This window comes from Kitasatospora sp. NBC_01300 (assembly GCF_041435235.1).
GTDB lineage: Bacteria > Actinomycetota > Actinomycetes > Streptomycetales > Streptomycetaceae > Kitasatospora.
The window spans coordinates 665832-683385 of record NZ_CP108409.1; the positions used below are offsets into that span (position 1 = coordinate 665832).

Below are 17554 nucleotides of genomic sequence, written 5' to 3' on the forward strand. Positions count from 1 at the left end.
AGGGGCGGGCGCCGGCTCACTGGCTGACGGGTGCGCCCGGCCCCATCGGGATGCCGATGGCGTACCACGCGACGAAGAACAGCAGCCAGGCCACCGCCACGACGACCGTGTAGGGGAGCATCAGGGAGATGACGGTGCCGACGCCGGCCTGCTTCCTGAACTTCTGGCACTGCAGGACGATGAACGGCAGGTAGACCATCAGCGGGGTGACGACGTTCGTCGGGGAGTCGCCGACCCGGTAGGCGGCCAGCACGGTCTGCGGCGCGACGCCGAGGCGGATGAACAGGGGTACGAAGATCGGCGCGAAGATCGCCCACTTGGGGATGATGCCGGGGATGATCAGGTTGATGACGTAGGTCAACAGGATGAAGGCGATCAGGAGCCAGATCGCGCCGATGTTCGCGCTCTCCAGCTGGTCCGCGAGCTGCACGGCGACCACCGTGGCGATGTTGCTGTAATTGAAGTACGAGATGAACTGGGCGATGATCAGCAGCAGGAAGATCAGGCCGCCGAGCCCGGCGAAGGTCTTGGTGATCGCGTCCATCGCGGCGGCGCTGCCGCGCAAGGTCTTGGCGCCCGCGCCGAAGGCCAGGCCCATCACCAGGAACGCGATCATGATGATGACGATCAGGCCGTCCATGAACGGCGAGTCCTCGAACAGGCTCCCCGTCTCCGGGTTGCGCAGCGGCGCGCCGGGGATGAACGCGAGCAGCGTGACCGCCACCACGAGCGCGATCAGCGAGAGGCCGGCGTAGCGCAGCCCCCGGGCCTCGGCCGCGGTGTCGACGGAGGGCTCCTCGCTGTCCGCGACGGCGGGGGTGTCCCGCGGCTGCCAGGGGCCCAGGCGGGGTTCGATGATGCGTTCGGTGACGAAGGTGATGACGATGGTGAGGAACAGCGTGGAGCCGATCGCGAAGTAGTAGTTCGCGGTCAGGTTGAGGGACTGGCCGGGGTTGACGAGCCGGATCGCCTGGTTGGTGATCTCGGTCATGATGCCGTCGATCGGGGCGATGAGCAGGTTGACGCTGAAGGCCGCGCTGACCCCGCCGAAGGCCGCGGCGATCCCGGCGAGCGGGTGGCGTCCGGCGCTGATGAAGGCGACCGCCCCCAGCGGGATGAGGACGAGGTAGCCGGCGTCGGAGGCGATGCTGGACAGGATGCCGGCGAAGACGATGATCGCGGTGAGGGTCTCCGGTGGCGAGATCCTGACCAGGCGTCGGATCAGGGCCGCGATCAGTCCGGCCTCCTCCGCGAGCCCGACGCCGACCATGATGACGAGGATGACCGCGATGACGCCGAAGTCGTTGAAGTTGTGCGCCGCGGAGGTGAACAGGAACCGGACGCCGTCGCCGGACAGCAGGCTCTCGACCTTCGTCGTCTCGACGACGGTCTCGTAGCGGTGGGTGTACGTCGACTCCGGCGGCAGGTGGGTGCCCGGGTACTCGGTGCCGCCCTCGTGGACCTGCGTGGCCGGGTAGGGCACGGACTTGACCGTCTCGCTGGTGACGTGGACGTCGAACGCGGCCAGGACCGCCGACAGCACGATCACCACGACGCACAGCAGCAGGAAGATGATGGCCGGGTGCGGGACCTTGTTCCCGATCTTCTCGATGGCGTCCAGGACGCGCCCCGACCCGCCGCCGGACTTCCCGTTCCCGGAGGCGGTGGCGCTCTTGTCCTGCGGGCCGTCGGCCTGGGCGTGGGCGAGGGCGCTCACCAGCCGGCCTCTTCACTGATCGAGCGGGTCGAGTCGGTCCGCGCGGCCGCCGACGGAGGGGTGAAGGCCAGCGCGAGCTCTGCGAGCAGGCGCGCGCCGAAGCCGGTGCAGCCCTTGGTGCGCCAGCCGCTCGGCTTGTCGTTCTGAGCCGGACCGGCGATGTCGATGTGCGCCCAGGGGCGGCCGGCGACGAACTCCTCCAGGAACAGCGCGGCATGGATCGCCCCGCCGTTGGGGCCGCCCATGTTCTTCAGGTCCGCCACCTCCGAGTCCAGCTCGGGCCGGTAGCGCCGCGACAGCGGCAGCTGCCAGGCCGGCTCGCCGGTGCGGGCGGCGGCGTCCAGGACCTGGTCGACCAGCGGCTGGGCGTTGCCGAACACGCCCGCGGTCTCGGCGCCGAGCGCCCGCAGACACGCGCCGGTCAGGGTGGCGATGTCCACGATCGCGTCCCCCGGCTCCTCGCCGGCCAGGACCAGGGCGTCCGCCATGACCAGGCGGCCCTCCGCGTCGGCGTTGACCACCTCCACGCTCGTGCCGCCGCGCATCCACAGCACGTCGCCCAGCTTGAGCGCCGAGCCCGAGGGCATGTTGTCCGTGCACATCAGGTAGCCCGTCACGGCCGTCCGGCAGCCGAGCCCGGCCAGGACGCACAGGGCCGCCAGGATCGCCCCGGCACCGGACATGTCGTTCTTCATCGTCGCGTGCACGGCGTCGGCGGGCTTGAGGCTGATGCCCCCGGAGTCGTACGTGATGCCCTTGCCCACCAGGGCCAGCCGGGGCGTCCCGTCACCGGCGCCGGAGGGCAGGTAGGTGAGCTTGATCATGCGGGCTTCGTCCACGCCGCCCCGGTTCACGCCCAGCAGGCCGCCGCAGCCCAGCTCCTCCAGCTCCCGCTGCCCGAACACCTCCACCTTCAGGCCGCACTGCGCGCCGAGCCGCACCGCGACCTCGGCCAGGTCCGGCGCGGTCAGCAGGCTGGGCGGCGCGCTGGCCAGGTCCCGGGCCAGCATCGTCGCGCGGGCCAGCCACACCCCGCGCTCGACGGCCTCGCGCAAGTCCGACTCCGAATCCGAATCCGCCACGACCGTGACAGCCTCCAGCGCCGTGCCGGACGGCTCACGCTTGAGCGGATCGAAGCCGTAACGGGCCAGCAGCACCCCCTCCACCAACGCCTGCGCCGCCTCCCCCGGCGTCGCACCCGCCCCGGACGGCACCACGACGGCCAGCCGCGAACGGCCCGGCACCGCGAGCGCCACGGCCGCCCCGGCGTCCCTCAGCACATCCGGACCGGCCGCACCCTCCGGCCCCGTCCCGTAGAGCACGACGTCCGGCCCCTCCTCCCGGGGCACCAGCAGCACCTTGCCCACCGCCCCCGTCATCCCGGCGGCCTCCACGGCCCCCGGCCCGATCCCGATCCACGCCGGCACCGCCACCGCCCCCTGGACCACCGGCAGCCCCACCGCCTCCGGATCCCGCACCGCCGACGGATCCCGGGCCGGCACGACGTCAACCCTCGGAACGCGGCTCCACGAAGGGATGAGATCGAGGGCTGCCCTGCTCTGCGCCACTGTGCTCTCCTCTGCTGGGGGCGGCGGTCCAGAGGCCGCCGGTCCCAGCAGCCGTTCCCCAGTAAGACGCACGGTCAGGGCGTCTCCAGGACACGCCACGCGCTGTGCCCCCTAAACGCACGAACGCCCGGCACCCCCGCCCGGGCGCGCGGGCGGGGGTGCGAGAACACCCCTAGGCTTGAGGCCGCACTGGTCCGAGGGACGGGGAGTCGGCTGCCGTGACCGATCGCAGCACAGAGGACGATCAGTCGAAACCGAACATCGCCCGGGTCTACGACTACCTGCTCGGCGGCAGGGACAACCACGCCGTCGACCGCGAGATCGGCGACTTCTTCATCAGGGACCTGCCCGGTTCGCGGGCGATCGCCTTCGCCAACCGCGGGGCCCTCGTTCGCGCCGTGGCGGCCATGGCCCGCGACGGCGTCTCCCAGTTCGTCGACATGGGCAGCGGCCTGCCGACCGCCGACAACGTGCACCAGGTCGCCCAGCGGCACCGTGCGGACGCGCGCGTCGTCTACGTCGACCACGACCCGGTCGTGGTCGCCCACAGCCGGGCCCTGCTGGCCACCGACGACCGCACCACCGTGATCCGGGCGGACCTGCGCGCGCCGGAGGAGCTCTACCACGACCCCGGCCTACAGGAGTTGATCGACTTCGACGAGCCGGTGGGCGTCGTCTTCAGCGCCGTGCTGCACCACCTCACCGATGCCGAACGCCCCGACGAACTCGCGCGCTGGTGGGTGGACCGGGTGCCGTCGGACAGTCAGGTCTACATCTCCCACTTCCGCTCCGGCGGGAACGAGGAGACCCGGCTCATGGAGCAGAAGCTGCAGGCCAGCTTCGGCCGCGGCCGCTGGCGCACCGACGAGGAGATCACCGGCCTGTTCGACGGCCTCGAACTCCTCGAACCGGGCCTGGTCCCCTGCGCCCTGTGGCGGCCGGACCCCGCGCCGGGCGACGACGGCACCGGGAACGGCGTGGCCGGGCCCGCCCTGACGGTGTGGGAACAGCTGATCTCCTGCGCACTGGCCCGCAAGCCGTAACCGGCTCGTACGCCGTGCAGGCGGCCGGGCGGAGAGTGTCAGTGGCGTGCTGTTGAGTGTGCGCCATGACTGTTCACCACCTGCTGGCCGCCCTGCCCGGACCCGACGAGCTGCGCGCCCGCTGCCGGGCGCTGGCGCTGCTGGACTCGATCGTCTCCGTCCCCTACGAACCCGACCACTCGTACGTGGCCGAATGGCGTCCGGGCGTCGACCTGGCGTGCATGGTCAACGGTTCCGGTGACCAGTACGCGATCGTCTTCGACCCGGCCGGGGTGTTCCTCTACGGGTTCGACCACGAGAGCGACGCCACTCCATGGCGGGAGGACGACCGCGCGCACTGGCCCGGCCTGCTCGACGGCCTGCCCGGCCCGCTCGCGCACTACGCGCAGGCGCCGGAGTTCCAGTTCGAGGGCTTCTTCGACGCGACCGTGTGCGCCTGGCGCGAGACGGGCAGCACCGACTGGCGGTGCGGACCGGTCGAGTTCGCCGACGGCGAGACGGACGGCGCCGACTGGCTGTTCGACCAGCTCACCGCCGCCGACGGTACGGAGGCGTTCGTGGGCTACGCCGAGGACCACCACGAGCGTTCCGTCGACCGGGAGGCGGTGACGGCCGTGCTGACGGAAGCCCCGCTCGATCGCCGAATGGTCTCCGCGCTCTCGCCCACCGCAAACTTCGACACCGTCGCCGCGTTGGCCCGCGCGCTGGGTTACCACACCGTTCGGGAGGACAGCTGAGCTGATCAACTTCTTCTGGAGCGTCGGCCGGTGAACATCACCGCATGGAACTCGACGACCCCGTCGTAGGTCCAGCGGTAGGACTTGGCGTCGTGTTCGTCGTAGGGCGGGACGAAGGTGGCGCTCGACGATGCCGGTGAAGGGAACCTCGCGCCGTGGGGATCTCAGGGTGTAACCAGTACCACCCTCAAGACGGAAACCTGCATGATCGAGCGTCAGGGCGGGGCCGGGCAGGATCGTGCCCGTGAACACCACCTCGAACCGCAAGCGCCGTATCAGCGCCGTCGCAATCCTGGGTCTCGCCGCATCAGTCGCCGCGACCGGCACCGGACTCGCCGCCACGACCCCGCCGTCCGCCGTGCACGCGACCGCCGTCACAGCTGCCGCAGCGCCCGCACGGTCCTTCCAGGGCACGCTCCCCGTGCCGACCGGCCCCCACGCCGCCGGCGAGGACGTCATCCACCTCACCGACGCGAGCCGTCCCGACCCGTGGGTGCCGTCATCCGGCCCCCGCCAACTGACCGTCACGATGGTCTACCCGGCCGTCCCCGGGACCGGGACTCCGGCCCCTTATATGACCCTCGCCGAGGCAGCCGGACACATCCAGCACGCGAAGATACCGGCGGGCTCCGGCATCACCCCGCAGAACCTTTCCAGCGTCACCACGCACGCCTTCGACGGCGCGCGGCCGCAGAGCGGCAAGTATCCGCTGGTGGTCCTCTCACCCGGGTTCGGGGACCCGCGCATGGTGCTCACCTCGCTCGCGACCGAACTGGCCAGTCACGGCTACGTCGTCGCGCTCGTCGGCCACACCTACGAGGACAGCGGCGAGACGCTGGCGAACGGCCAGACGCCGCCGTGCGCGATCTGCGGTGACCCGGCGACGCTCGACTTCGACTCCATCACCGCCAGCCGTGCGCTGGACGTGTCCTTCGTGATCGACCGGTTGACGCATGGCAATACCGCGTGGCCCCTGGCACACCTCATCGACAAGCACGAAATCGGCGTGGCCGGACACTCCATCGGCGGAGCGGCGGCCGCCGCCACGATGATCACCGACCCGCGAGTTCGGGCCGGGGTGAACATGGACGGCAGCTTCCACCCGGCCCCGATGCCCAGCCGGATCGACCGGCCGTTCCTCATGCTGGGTGCGGCCGCCTACCACTCGGCCGGCGGTGGTGACAACTGGGGGCAGGCCTGGGCCGCCCTCGGCGGCTACAAGAAGTGGCTGGCGGTCACCGGCGCCAACCACCCCAGCTTCACCGATGTGGACCTGCTCGAAGAGGAGGCCGGGTTCCCGACGCCACCCCTCGACCCCGAACGTGGAATCGTGATCACCCGCGAGTACGTGACAGCGTTCTTCGACCGGGCGCTGAAGGGGATCCACAGTCCGCTGCTGGACGGCCCCTCGCCGAACAATCCGGAAGTGCTCTTCCAGTACTAGCCAGTACCTGACGACGAGGAACGGGACCTCTGGTAGATCGCTTGCGTCGAGCAAGATGATCAAGAACCAGGGGTCCCGTTCGCAGGAGAAGCCTGTCGTCATCACCCGGACGATCTCCGGCTGCTGAACCGGTCACCTGCTCGGGCTGCCCATCACGCCTTGGGCGACTGGTAGATGGTGGCGGCCATCGCTCCCAGTTGCTTGTTGGCCTTGAGCGCGAGGTCGATGGCATCGCTCACGGAGTCACTGGGCACCGGAATGTTGTTCACGTAGATCGCGAAGGCGTAGCGGTGGCCGTCCTTCGCATCGATGTAGCCTGCGAGCGCCTTCGTGCCGAGGGCCAGCTTGCCCTGGTAGGAACTGACCAGGGTGCCGGTCTTCGCACGGATGTGTCCTGCGGCGGGATCGGTGCGCTCGATGACGTCGGCGAGCGAACCGTCGACGCCCATGCTCGGCATGGAGTCGTAGAAGACGTCGAAGTCGTCCTGTCGTGCCAGGTGCCGCAGCAGCGCCACCTGGGCAGTCGGCGTCGCCTTGTCGCCGGGGAGGCCCTGGGCATCGACGAGGCTCACTGAATTCGGATCCACACCTGCGTGAGCGAGGAACTCCTTCTCGATCTTCATGCCGTCCGCATAGGTTCGTTGCCCGTTGTGTGCCGCCATCAGCGGCGGCAGAAGGTTCGCCCCGAGATTGTGGCTGACCTTGTTGATCAGCTTTGCGTACTCCTTGAAGGGCGGAGAGGTGTAGGTCGCCGATACGGGCAGCGAGCTCACTTCCGCCGACGGGGGAAGCTTGCTGTCGGGGTTCGCTCCCAGCGAGGGGGCGGATACGCTGACGCCGTTTCTGGCGAGTGCCTCGATGAGGACGGTGCGGGCGAACGCCGCCGGGTCGGGGACCTGGTAGGTCGTCACGAAGGGGGCCTTCACGTCCGCGGGCACGGAACCTCGGACCCGGATATGACCAGGACTCACGCTTTCGGTCGTCACCGCCGGCTTGGTTCCGGCGGGTGTGGTCGTCACCTGCGCGTCGACGCCGAAGGCGGCCGTCTTCGGGCGCCAGTCGACCTTGGCCGGCTCGCCGGGTGCGCCCGGCGTGATGAGCACGTCGATCAGGTTGTCGTTGACGATGGTCGGAGTGATCGGCACCCCGCCGATCGACACCGGATCCCAGAGTCGGTTGTCGATCACCACGTCGCCGTCGACATGGCGGACTCCGCTGGCCGCGACCTGTCGGGCCAGCTCGTTGACACCCGCCAGCGGATCCTCTTCGGTGACGGTCGCCATGCCGGGTACGGCGTTGGCGTCGTAGTGGTCGAAGTCGGGGACGTCGAGTCCGCCTGACGCGGTGGTCCGCCCACCGAGTGCCAGATCGCCGTTCCCGACCAGGATGAGATCGCCGGAGAGCCGCCCGTCCGCGGAGACCGTACCCGAATGCACCACGGGCGTACGGAAGCGATGGTCGTCACCCAGGACATCGAGCGCAGCACTGACCGCGAAGGTCTTGGCCGTCGAACCGGTCATGAACTGGGAATCGGCGCCCTTGGATTGGACGACCTTCCCCGTCTGCAGATCGGCGACCTGCAGGCCCCACTGGCCCGACGACCACGGCGCGGTGCTCATGAGCTTCTGCAGGTCGGCGCTCACCCGTGCAGCACCCGGTGCCGGAGAGGCCGAGTTGTCCGTGGAGTTGTGGGAACACGCCGTCATCGCCACGGCAGCCGTCATCGAAGCGGCGAGCGCCAGGGCGGTACGCCGCCGTACCCGAGGTGTCCTGATTCCGGAGAGGGAGTTGCTTGACATTCGTTCTTTCCTGTTCGACTTTCGCGCTCGATCGAACGCTTCCGGCCTGGTTGCTGCGCGGCGGCTAGGACTTCCCGCCCGTGCCGATGGCGATGCTGCCGTTGCGGGTCCGGACGGTCACGGAATGGCCGCTCGCGTCGTCCTTCGCGACGTTCACGGTGACGTCGCCCTTCTTCGCGGCCGTGCGGACCGCGTACTTCGATTCCGGCAGGCCCAGCTCGACGTTGCCGTCCCTGCTCTGCACGTCGACCAGGTCGGGCACGGCGGCCAGGCCCAGGTCGACGTTGCCGTTCCGCGACGTGACGCTGACGGACCGGGCGGAGATCCCGTCGCCCTTGATGCTTCCGTCGCCGCCTTCCAGGGCCAGCTCGGCTCCGTGGAGGTCGGACAACCGGACGTCGCCGCCGGCGGTCCTGGCCGAGAAGTCCGCGGTGAAGCCGGTGGCCTCGATGCGCCCCTTGCCGCTCTCGGCGGTGACGGCGACGGCGCGCGGCACCTTCACGGTGTACTTCGCGCTGCAGCCCACCGAGATCCCCGTGCAGTCCACCGAGAGTGTGAGCGTGCCCCCTTCGAGCTGCCAGCCGGACCCCACCTCCCCGCCGACCTTCCTGCCGCTGACCCGTCGTTCCACCTGAACGCCGTCGACGTCGGCGGCCACCAGCGCGAGGTCGGCGGAACCGGAGTTGACGGTCAGGCTGCCACCGGCGAAGTCGAAGGACTTCGAATCCACGGTCGCGTCGGCCGATGCGCCGTTCGTGGTGCAGGCCGTGGCGGCGAGGCCGAGGAGCGAGGCTGCGCCGAAGGCGAGAAGCGTGCGCATGGTCGGTTTCATCGAATTCTTCCTTCGTCGACGAACATGGTGGTATGGATTCCCGCGCCCCGGTTCACGAGCGCAGCGCCCGGACCGCGACCGTGCGCGACACCCGGGCCGCCTGCAGGACCAACGCGAGGCAGGTGGTGACCAGCGTCCCGGCGGCGAGCGCCCCGAGCGTGGCCCAGGGGAGGCCCGCCAGGACCCGGACGACGTCGATCCGGGCTCCCAGGGCGATGGTGAGACTCGACACGGCGACGAACAGCGCGCCGAAGACGATCGCCGTCCCCGCGTAGATCGCCCCCTCGTAGACCATCGACCGGGTGACCACGCCCGGCCGCGCACCGGCCACCGTCACGACGGCGGAGTCACGGGCGCGCTCCCGCCCGACGAGGGCGATCACGGCGAGGCCCCCGACCCAGGACACGACGAAGACCCAGCCCAGCACGACCAGGATGTTGTCCAGCCCGGCGCTGCCTCCGGGCATGACCTTCCCCATCACCATGAAGAGGCCGACGAACGACAGGGAGAGCGCGAAGGGCAGCACCGTGGTGACGCTCCTCGTCGCGCGGGCCCGGCACGACTGCACGGCAAGGTGCCAGGCGACGCCGCGCGAGGGCACCAGCGCCGTCCAGAGCTTCATCAGCGGGGTGAGCACCCACGGCCCCATCAGCAGCAGCAGGCAGACGAGGAAGAGGTTCCCGGCGAACGCGAAGGCCGTCCGCTGGGCGAGCCCGCCCTTGAGTTCGAGGCCCAGGCCGGGGACCCACATCCCGACCACACCGGCGAGCAGGCACAGGGCGAGGCCACCGCGGGCCACGCCCGGCCGCGCCGGGGGATCGGAGAAGTCCCGGAAGGCGTGCATCTCCGGTGTCCTGGCGGCCCGCCGGGTGACGCCCCAGCCCCCGAGCAGGCACGGAACCAGTCCGAACAGCACGCTCACGCCGACGTACCAGAACCGGAACCCGACCGAGGCCCCGTGCAGGTCGAGACCCGCCCCCTTCCACTGCGTGAGGGCGACACCCGCGACCAGCAGGGCGAGCGGTGCGGCCAGCGCCCCGGCCACCGCGCCCAGCACCACCAGCTCCGTCCGCAGGATGAACCTGACCCGGTGGCGCGGAATCCCGAGGATCACCCACAGGGCGTGCTCGCGCCGCTGGGTCGTCAGCGTCAGACCGACCGCGGAGGCGACGACGCCCACGGCGGCGAGCACGGTGAAGAAGACGATGTTGCCGCCGAGGGCGATCGACGCGGAGACCATCCGTGCGTCACCCGCCGCCCGCGCCGCCGAGACGGCGGTGAACATCGCGATGGCCGAGCCCGCCGAGCACGCCGCGCCGACCGTGGCGCACAGGAGCGTCCACCACCACATCGACGCCTGCAGGCGGATGTCCGACAGCACGAGCCGGATCACGACTCCTCCCCGCCCGCTTCGTCCGCCGACTGCGCCGCGAGGACGGCGTCGCCCACCGCGCGGGAGTCGCCCCCGGGGATGACGGCGTGCACCCGCCCGGACCCCATCACCACGACCTGATCGGCCCGCGCGGCCGCATGAGGGTCGTGGGTGACCATGAGCACCGTGCTCCCCTGCGCGGGAAGCGCCTGCAGCCAGTCGAGCACCACATGACCCGACTTGATGTCGAGCGCACCCGTCGGCTCGTCGGCGAAGACGATCCGCGGCTGGTTCGCCACCACCCGGGCCACCGCGACGCGCTGGCGCTCGCCACCGGAGAGGCGGTCGGGGCGTCGCCGCGCGTGCCTGGCGATGCCGAGCCGCGCCATGGCGTCCTCGACCCGCGCCCTGGGCACCCGGCGGCCGGCGAGCCGCGCCGGCAGGGCGATGTTGTCCTCGACCGTCAGCGAGCTGACGAGGTTGTACTCCTGGAAGACGAAGCCGATGTTCTCGCTGCGGAACGCGGCCTGCTTGCGGGAGCTGAGTGAGCGGACGTCCGTCCCGAGGATCTCGACGGACCCCGCGGTCGCCCGCTCCAGCCCGGCCGTGCAGAGCAGGAGCGTCGACTTGCCCGAACCGGAGGGGCCGACGACGGCGGTCAGCCGGCCTTCGGGAATCTCCAGGTCGATGTCGTGCAGGACGCGCGTCGTCTCGCCCCGGCGGCCGGGAATGGGGAATTCCGTCCGAAGGCCGCGCAAACGAATGCACGGCACCGGAGCGGTAGTGGAAAATGGCATGAATCAAGGAAAGCAGGGCCGGGCAGTGCAGTGCACGGGTTCCTGCACTGCTATTGGAGGTAGACTTGGATCTACCGCCCGACCGATCCGAACTGTGCGAAAATGTTGATCATGGCGCAGATTCGTGTTGCCCGGAGGCTGCTGACCGAATTCGTCGCAGCGGCCGCCTTTCCGATTCTCCTGATTTCCGTTCTCGCTGCGCCGGTCTCGGTTCCGGTGGTGGCCGAACTGGACCGCTCCAGGGCGCAGTGGTGCGGAGTCCGGACGATGCCGCTGCGACCCGCCGACCGCAGCTGGCCGCAGTGGGTGGCCGGTCGGCTGCGGGCACGGTCGGTGTGGAGGACCGACCTCCCCGTGTTCGTCACCGCCGCGCTCCTGTCCGCGCTCTCGCTGCTGGTGGGCTTCTTCGGATTCTTCGGCACTCTGGCGCTGGTCTTCTCCCCCGTCCTCTGGGGTTTCGGCATCGCCGCGAAAGTCGGCCCGTTCACCCCGGCCGCCCTGTGGGAAACCCTCGTGGCGGTGCCCGCGGGAATCGCCCTCGGTGCGGTCACCGTGGGCGCGCTGGCCGGCATCTCGCTGCTCCGCGACCTGCTCCTGCGGGCCTTCTCGGGGAGCCGGAACCCCGACCTGCTCGCGAAACTGGAGGAACTCCGCGCCAGCCGGGCCTCGCTGACGGCGGCCTTCGAGAACGAGCGCCGGCGCATCGAGCGCGACCTGCACGACGGCGCCCAGCAGGAACTCGTCGCCCTCGTCATGCGCCTGGGAATCCTGGAAACCGCGGCGACGGCCACCGACCAGGAACGGATCGTCCAGCTGGCCCGCCAGGCCCAGACCCAGGCGGAGCGCGCGCTCGAACGGCTGAGGGAGACGGTGCGCGACATCCACCCCAGCGAACTGAGCGATCTCGGTCTCGTCGCCGCCGTCCGGGAACTGGTGGCCAGATCACCGTTGCAGGTCGAACTGACCAGCACCGGTACGGACGCCTGGCTCTCCTCACCGATCGCCACGGCCGTGTACTTCACGGTCTCCGAGGCCCTGACGAACATCGCCAAGCACGCGGGCGTCGGGAGCGCCCGGATCGAGATGCGGTGCACCGAGAGCGGCGTCCGCGTCCGGGTGGGCGACGACGGCGCCGGCGGCGCGCGGATCAGCACCGGATCCGGGCTCTCCGGGCTGCGTGAGCGGATGCGAAGCGTCGGTGGGAACCTCGAAATCACCAGCCCGCCGGGCGGCGGAACGGAGGTCGTGGCATCCGCCCCGGCCCAACCCCCGTGGTGACGGAATTCGACAGGGAAAAGCGATGGGAAATCGATTGTGAGAATCATCCTGGCGGACGACAGTCTGCTGATACGCGCCGGAATCCGGGAGATCCTGGTTTCCAGTGCCCACGACGTGATCCGCGAATGCGAGGACGCCGACGAACTGGTCGCCGCTGTCGACGACCTCGCCGCCGCCGGAGCCGCCCCCGACCTGGTGATCACGGATGTTCGCATGCCGCCCGGGAACACCGACGACGGACTCCGGGCCGCGATCGACATTCGGTCGCGGCACCGGGACCTGCCGGTACTGGTCCTCTCCGCCTACGTCACGGGCCCGTACGTGCGCGAACTCCTGAACGGCCCGGGCGCCGACGGGGCAGTCGGCTACCTGCTCAAGGAGAAGGTGGGCAGAGTGGCGGACTTCCTGCGGGCCGTCGAGACGGTCTCCGGCGGCGGGGTGGTGATCGACCCCGAGGTGGTGCGCCACGTCACCCGCGCCGACCCGCCGCGGGGCCCGCTCGCCCGGCTCACGGCCCGCGAACAGGAGGTGCTCGCCCTCATGGCCGAAGGCCGCTCCAACGCGGAGATCGCGGCAGAGCTGTTCCTCTCGGGCGCCGCCGTGGCCAAACACGTGGGGAACGTCTTCCTGAAACTCGGCATGCCCTCCGGCGAGGACAACCGCCGGGTGAAGGCCATCCTGACCTGGTTCGAATACAACTAGGACTTCGACGCCGTTGCGTCTACCGGCGGCGTGATGCGAGTCCGTCTTCCATGACGTGGACCTGTTCCAGCGGGCCCGGTCCACCTGCCGGCGGCCGGCAGAAGCCGACCTGCCGAGCCGAGATGCTGTCCGCCCACAGGCCAAGATCAAGATCTACGGCTGGGGCACTAGGTTCACCATGAGATCGGGTACAGGTTTCATGGCACCGCCCTCCTGCGGTGCCCTAGCGTCGTGCCATGACTTTTCCAGCTGGACTGAGACGCCCGGCCCTCCGGGCGCGGCGGGACACCTGCTTCCTTGCCGCTGGTGTGCTGCCGCACCTGGCGCTGGCGCCCGTGTGGGCCTGGGCGGCGACGACTACCGCCAGGACGGGGAACTGGCTCCTCACGGTTTCCCTGTCGGCCGCCCTGGTCCTGCTCGGAACCCCGGTGCTGACGGCCGTTCAGCGGGCTCGGTACCGAGTGCTCATCGGTGTGGACGTCCCCCGGCTCACCGCCACCGCGCCGGAACAACGGACGTGGGCCTCGACCGCCCGGTGGCTCGCGGCGACGCGGCCTTGGCGCAGGATCGGCTACCACCTCCTGCTGGGCCCGCTGCTCTCGCTGCTGGAGCTGCTGGTGCTCGCGGTGGCAGCGGCGGGCCTGGCGGGCGTGACCGCCTACGCCTGGTCATGGGCGCTGCCAACCGGAATCCGCCAGGACTGGTTCGGCTACCTGACCCAACTGCCGGCTTACACAGCGGCTGGACTCCTCCTCCTGTGCGCCCTGCCCTGGACCGCGCGGGCAGTTGCCCGGGCCGAGGCGCGGCTGGCGTCGGGCCTGCTCGGGCCCAGCCGGGCGCAGCGGCTCCAGGAGCGGGTCGATCAGCTGGCCGTGAGCCGGACCGACTTGATCGAGGCCGTCGACGCGGAGCGCCGCCGGATCGAGCGCGACCTGCACGACGGCACCCAGCAGCGGCTGGTGTCTCTCGCGGTCAACCTGGGTCTGGCCCTTGCCACCCGCCCGGACCTGCCGAGTGATGACCGCGAGGTGATCGCGAAAGCGCACCTGGAGGCGAAGGAGGCGATCACCGAACTCAATGACCTGGTGCGGGGGCTGCACCCGGCCGTGCTCGAAGACCGAGGTCTGGACGCGGCGTTGTCCGGGCTGGCTGCCCGCACGCCCCTGCCGGTGCGGCTGCGGGTCAATCTGGAGGAGCGGGTGGCGCCCAACGTGGAGTCGGTCGCGTACTTCGTGATCTCCGAGGCGCTGACCAATGCGACGAAGCACGCCAACGCGATGCATGCGGAGGTGATCGTCCGTCAGGTCGGCGAGGTGCTGCGAGTGCGCGTCACCGACGACGGGCTGGGCGGTGCCGACGCCGCCGCCGGCACGGGGCTGACCGGGCTGGCCAAGCGGGTCGGCTCCCTCGACGGGGCCTTCCACGTCAGCAGCCCCGTCGGCGGGCCCACCACCGTCACCGCGGAGCTGCCGTGCGCGCGGTGATCGCCGAGGATTCGGTGTTGTTGCGGGTCGGCCTGATCAAGGTGCTGGAGATGGGCGGGTTCCAGGTCGCCGCGGAAGCCGGCGACGCGGAGGGGCTGTTGGCGGCAGTGGCGGAGCACCGGCCCGAACTCGCCTTGATCGACGTCCGGATGCCGCCCGGCTTCACCGACGAGGGGGTGCGGGCGGCGATGGAGATCCGCCGGCGCTGGCCGGGGACGCCGGTGGTGCTGCTTTCGCAGTACGTGGAGGAGCGGTACGCGGCCGACCTGCTGTCTGCGAACACCAGCGGTGTGGGCTACCTGCTCAAGCAGCGGGTTGCCGATGTCGCCGACTTCGTGGCGGCGGTCCGGCGAGTGGCGGACGGGGGCACGGCCCTGGACCCGCAGGTCGTCGCCCAGTTGCTGCTGCTGCGGCGCGACGGCGACCCGCTCGCGCGGCTGACCCCCCGCGAACGGGAGGTGCTCGGCCTGATGGCCGAGGGGCGCTCCAATGCCGGCATCGCGCAGGCGCTGGTGGTCGGCGAGAGTGCCGTGGCGAAGCACATCAACAACATCTTCGCCAAGCTTGACCTGCCCGTGGTCGACGCGGACCACCGCCGCGTCCTGGCCGTGCTGCGGTTCCTCGGAGCGTCCCGGGCCTGACCTTCCCATCCGTGATCACGATCTACGGCTGGAGTACCAGCTAGGAGGTGAACGGATCGGGGACCAGCTCCTGATCGGCCTGGTCCGCCGGCCGACGCGACCCGCACGGGCTAGACCGACGCCGTGTGGGTCGGGGGTTGGAGGCGTACGGGGAGTGCCTTCAGGTGCCAGTTGAGCGGGTTGGTGCCGCGTTGCAGGTGCTCCGGGGCGACGGCGAGTTGCAGGTCGGGTACCCGGCTGAACAGGGCGGCCAGGGCGACGGCGGCCTCCTCCTGGGCGAGGTGCGCGCCCAGGCAGCGGTGCGCGCCGTGGCCGAAGCCGAGGTGGGGCTCCTTGCTGTGGCGGGTGCGGCCGAGGTCGAGGCGGTCGGGGTCGGCGAAGGCGGCGGGGTCGCGGTTGGCCGCGGACACGATCGGGAGGACGGCTTCTCCGGCGCACACCGGGGTGGCGCCGACGGTGGTGTCGCGGGTGGCGTAACGGGGCAGCGCGCGCACGACGGGCCCGCAGTAGCGCATGAGTTCGTCGACGGCGTGCGGCATGAGGGAAGGGTCCTCGCGCAGCAGGGCGAGCTGGTCGGGGTGGGCGAGGAGCACTTCGGTGCTGTTGGCGATGAGGTTGACGGTGGTGATGTGTCCGGCGACGACCAGGTTGGTGATGAGCGAGACGAGCTCGTCGGTGCTCAGGCGGTCGTCGTGGTGGGGCGCGAGCAGTTCGGAGATGAGGTCGTCGCCCGGGTCGGCGGTGTGGAGGCCGATGAGGAGGTGGGCGTCGGCGACCATGCCGGCGAGCGCCGCGCCCAGTTCCTCGCCGCTGGTGCCGGCGGCCAGGGTGGCGCTGCGGCTCCGCCAGCGGTCGCGGTCGGCTTCGGGGACGGCGATGAGTTCGCAGATGACGGTGATCGGCAGCGGCCGGGCGAAGTGTTCGATCAGGTCGACGACGCCGTCCTCGGCGTGGTCCGGCAGGCGGTCGAGCAGGTCGGCGGCGATGGCTTCGATCCGGGGGCGCAGCGCGGCCACGCGGCGCGGGGAGAACGCGGCGGCGACCAGGCCGCGCAGACGGCGGTGGTCGGAGCCGTCCGAGTCGAAGATGCCGGCGCGCAGGTACTTCTCGTGGCCCGCGTACATGCCGCGGGCCTGCCAGGTCTGTTCGGTGCGGTGGGCCACCTTCGCGCCGGGGACGGTCGCGGCGTCGATGGTGAAGTCGGGATCGCTCATGATCGTGCGGATGTCGTCGTGGCGGGTCGCCACCCACATGGGGTCGACGCCTTGGACGCGGCCCCGCACCAGCTGCTGGCGTTCGCGGATGTGCGCGTAGGAGGTGAACGGGTCGCGGACCAGCTCCTGGTCGGCGAGGTCCAGCGGTTCGTCGCCGGTCTCGGTGGTGGCCCGGCCTTGTGTCGTCATGGTGAGGCGCTCCCAACGGGTGGTCGTTCCGTGACGGCATCTTGGCGGCCGGGCCGCGCACCACCTGTCGTCGTCGGTGCCAATCCACCCGAACGAACGTATTCGCCGTCGACCTCGGAGACGAGGACGGCCGTCCTCCGGGGCCACTGCCGCCGTCTCGCTCTCGCTAAGGTGGCGGTCGTGGAACGGGTGCTGATCGCGGGGATCTCAGGGGCGGGCAAGACGACGATGGCCGGGCGGCTGGCCAAGCGGCTCGGCCTGCCGCGGTACGAGCTGGACGCCCTGCACCACGGCCCGAACTGGACTCCGCGCCCGGAGTTCCGCTCCGACGTCGAGGCGTTCGCGAGCACCTCGCGCTGGGTCGTCGAGGACCAGTACACCCGGCTGCTCGGTGACCTGCTGACTGCTCGGGCCGACACCTACGTCTGGCTCGACCTGCCCCGGCGCACCGTCATGTACCGCGTCCTGCGCCGTTCGTTCGCCCGCGCGCTCAGCCGCCGCGAGCTCTGGAACGGCAACCGCGAGGGCTTCCGCGACTGGCTGGACCCGGAACACCCGATCCGCTGGGCCTGGGCCAGGCACTCCGTCCACCGCCGGCGCACGCTGGACCGGCTCGCGGCCCACCCGGAGCTGACGCTGGTCCACCTGACCTCGGCGCGCGCGGCGCGCAGGTGGCTGCGGGCGGTCGGCGGCCCGGCACCGGCCCCTGTCCGGGCCCGGGAGTGAGCCGCGCGGAG

Annotated in this window: 15 protein-coding genes; 8 read left to right on the plus strand and 7 right to left on the minus strand. The window is 70.8% G+C overall.

Annotated elements, in window-relative coordinates:
* Positions 1-16: 16 nt before the first annotated feature.
* Positions 17-1717, minus strand: coding sequence for an AbgT family transporter (locus OG556_RS36590; protein ID WP_331744128.1), 1701 nt, complete (start codon positions 1715-1717; stop codon positions 17-19).
* On the minus strand, positions 1714-3219 hold the full coding sequence (locus tag OG556_RS36595) for a leucyl aminopeptidase (protein ID WP_331744131.1): 1506 nt from the start codon (positions 3217-3219) through the stop codon (positions 1714-1716). The genes OG556_RS36590 and OG556_RS36595 overlap by 4 nt, the downstream gene beginning before the upstream one ends.
* A 284-nt stretch (positions 3220-3503) precedes the next feature.
* On the opposite strand from OG556_RS36595, the gene OG556_RS36600 reads away from it, so the two are divergent.
* The 3 genes from OG556_RS36600 to OG556_RS36610 all read left to right on the plus strand — a co-directional run bounded on the left by OG556_RS36600 (position 3504) and on the right by OG556_RS36610 (position 6509).
* Positions 3504-4328, plus strand: a complete 825-nt coding sequence (locus OG556_RS36600) for an SAM-dependent methyltransferase (protein WP_331744133.1) — start codon at positions 3504-3506, stop codon at positions 4326-4328.
* Between the two features lie 65 nt (positions 4329-4393).
* The gene (locus OG556_RS36605) at positions 4394-5065 is read left to right on the plus strand and encodes a hypothetical protein (protein WP_331744136.1); all 672 of its coding nucleotides are present in this window, start codon (positions 4394-4396) and stop codon (positions 5063-5065) included.
* Positions 5066-5309: 244 nt separating this feature from the next.
* Positions 5310-6509 carry an alpha/beta hydrolase gene (locus tag OG556_RS36610; RefSeq protein WP_331744139.1) on the plus strand — a complete coding sequence of 400 codons (1200 nt, stop codon included), beginning with the start codon at positions 5310-5312 and terminating at the stop codon, positions 6507-6509.
* 152 nt (positions 6510-6661) lie between these two features.
* Here the strand turns inward: OG556_RS36610 and dacB are convergent, their stop codons facing one another.
* From dacB to OG556_RS36630, 4 genes are all read right to left on the minus strand, one after another.
* Positions 6662-8152, minus strand: coding sequence for a D-alanyl-D-alanine carboxypeptidase/D-alanyl-D-alanine-endopeptidase (gene dacB, locus OG556_RS36615; protein WP_331744142.1), 1491 nt, complete (start codon positions 8150-8152; stop codon positions 6662-6664).
* A gap of 220 nt (positions 8153-8372) precedes the next feature.
* Positions 8373-9140 carry a DUF4097 family beta strand repeat-containing protein gene (locus OG556_RS36620; RefSeq protein WP_331744144.1) on the minus strand — a complete coding sequence of 256 codons (768 nt, stop codon included), beginning with the start codon at positions 9138-9140 and terminating at the stop codon, positions 8373-8375.
* A gap of 52 nt (positions 9141-9192) precedes the next feature.
* Positions 9193-10533, minus strand: a complete 1341-nt coding sequence (locus OG556_RS36625) for an ABC transporter permease (protein ID WP_331744146.1) — start codon at positions 10531-10533, stop codon at positions 9193-9195.
* Entirely contained in the window at positions 10530-11309 is a 780-nt protein-coding gene (locus OG556_RS36630) for an ABC transporter ATP-binding protein (RefSeq protein WP_331744148.1), read from the minus strand. The genes OG556_RS36625 and OG556_RS36630 overlap by 4 nt, the downstream gene beginning before the upstream one ends.
* A gap of 267 nt (positions 11310-11576) precedes the next feature.
* On the opposite strand from OG556_RS36630, the gene OG556_RS36635 reads away from it, so the two are divergent.
* The 4 genes from OG556_RS36635 (at position 11577) to OG556_RS36650 (ending at position 15414) form a co-directional block, all read left to right on the plus strand.
* Entirely contained in the window at positions 11577-12587 is a 1011-nt protein-coding gene (locus tag OG556_RS36635; RefSeq protein WP_331744150.1) for a sensor histidine kinase, read from the plus strand.
* 36 nt (positions 12588-12623) lie between these two features.
* A complete protein-coding gene (locus OG556_RS36640) occupies positions 12624-13289 on the plus strand; it encodes a response regulator transcription factor (RefSeq protein ID WP_331744151.1) in 666 nt (221 codons plus the stop codon).
* Between the two features lie 236 nt (positions 13290-13525).
* Positions 13526-14773, plus strand: coding sequence for a histidine kinase (locus OG556_RS36645; protein WP_331744153.1), 1248 nt, complete (start codon positions 13526-13528; stop codon positions 14771-14773).
* Positions 14761-15414, plus strand: coding sequence for a response regulator transcription factor (locus OG556_RS36650; protein WP_331744155.1), 654 nt, complete (start codon positions 14761-14763; stop codon positions 15412-15414). The genes OG556_RS36645 and OG556_RS36650 overlap by 13 nt, the downstream gene beginning before the upstream one ends.
* Before the next feature lie 110 nt (positions 15415-15524).
* On the opposite strand, the gene OG556_RS36655 is transcribed toward OG556_RS36650, so the two are convergent.
* Entirely contained in the window at positions 15525-16817 is a 1293-nt protein-coding gene (locus OG556_RS36655) for a cytochrome P450 (protein ID WP_331744157.1), read from the minus strand.
* A gap of 180 nt (positions 16818-16997) precedes the next feature.
* Here OG556_RS36655 and OG556_RS36660 point away from each other — a divergent pair, with 180 nt between their 5' ends.
* The gene (locus tag OG556_RS36660) at positions 16998-17543 is read left to right on the plus strand and encodes an adenylate kinase (protein WP_331744160.1); all 546 of its coding nucleotides are present in this window, start codon (positions 16998-17000) and stop codon (positions 17541-17543) included.
* Positions 17544-17554 lie beyond the last annotated feature (11 nt).

What these genes read in the sequence shown, in the direction of transcription:
- OG556_RS36605 (WP_331744136.1), top strand. Translation starts at nt 4,394, where the DNA reads ATGACTGTTCACCACCTGCTGGCCGCCCTGCCCGGACCCGACGAGCTG.
- OG556_RS36620 (WP_331744144.1), bottom strand. Translation starts at nt 9,140, where the DNA reads ATGAAACCGACCATGCGCACGCTTCTCGCCTTCGGCGCAGCCTCGCTC.
- OG556_RS36630 (WP_331744148.1), bottom strand. Translation starts at nt 11,309, where the DNA reads ATGCCATTTTCCACTACCGCTCCGGTGCCGTGCATTCGTTTGCGCGGC.
- OG556_RS36635 (WP_331744150.1), top strand. Translation starts at nt 11,577, where the DNA reads ATGCCGCTGCGACCCGCCGACCGCAGCTGGCCGCAGTGGGTGGCCGGT.
- OG556_RS36645 (WP_331744153.1), top strand. Translation starts at nt 13,526, where the DNA reads ATGACTTTTCCAGCTGGACTGAGACGCCCGGCCCTCCGGGCGCGGCGG.
- OG556_RS36655 (WP_331744157.1), bottom strand. Translation starts at nt 16,817, where the DNA reads ATGACGACACAAGGCCGGGCCACCACCGAGACCGGCGACGAACCGCTG.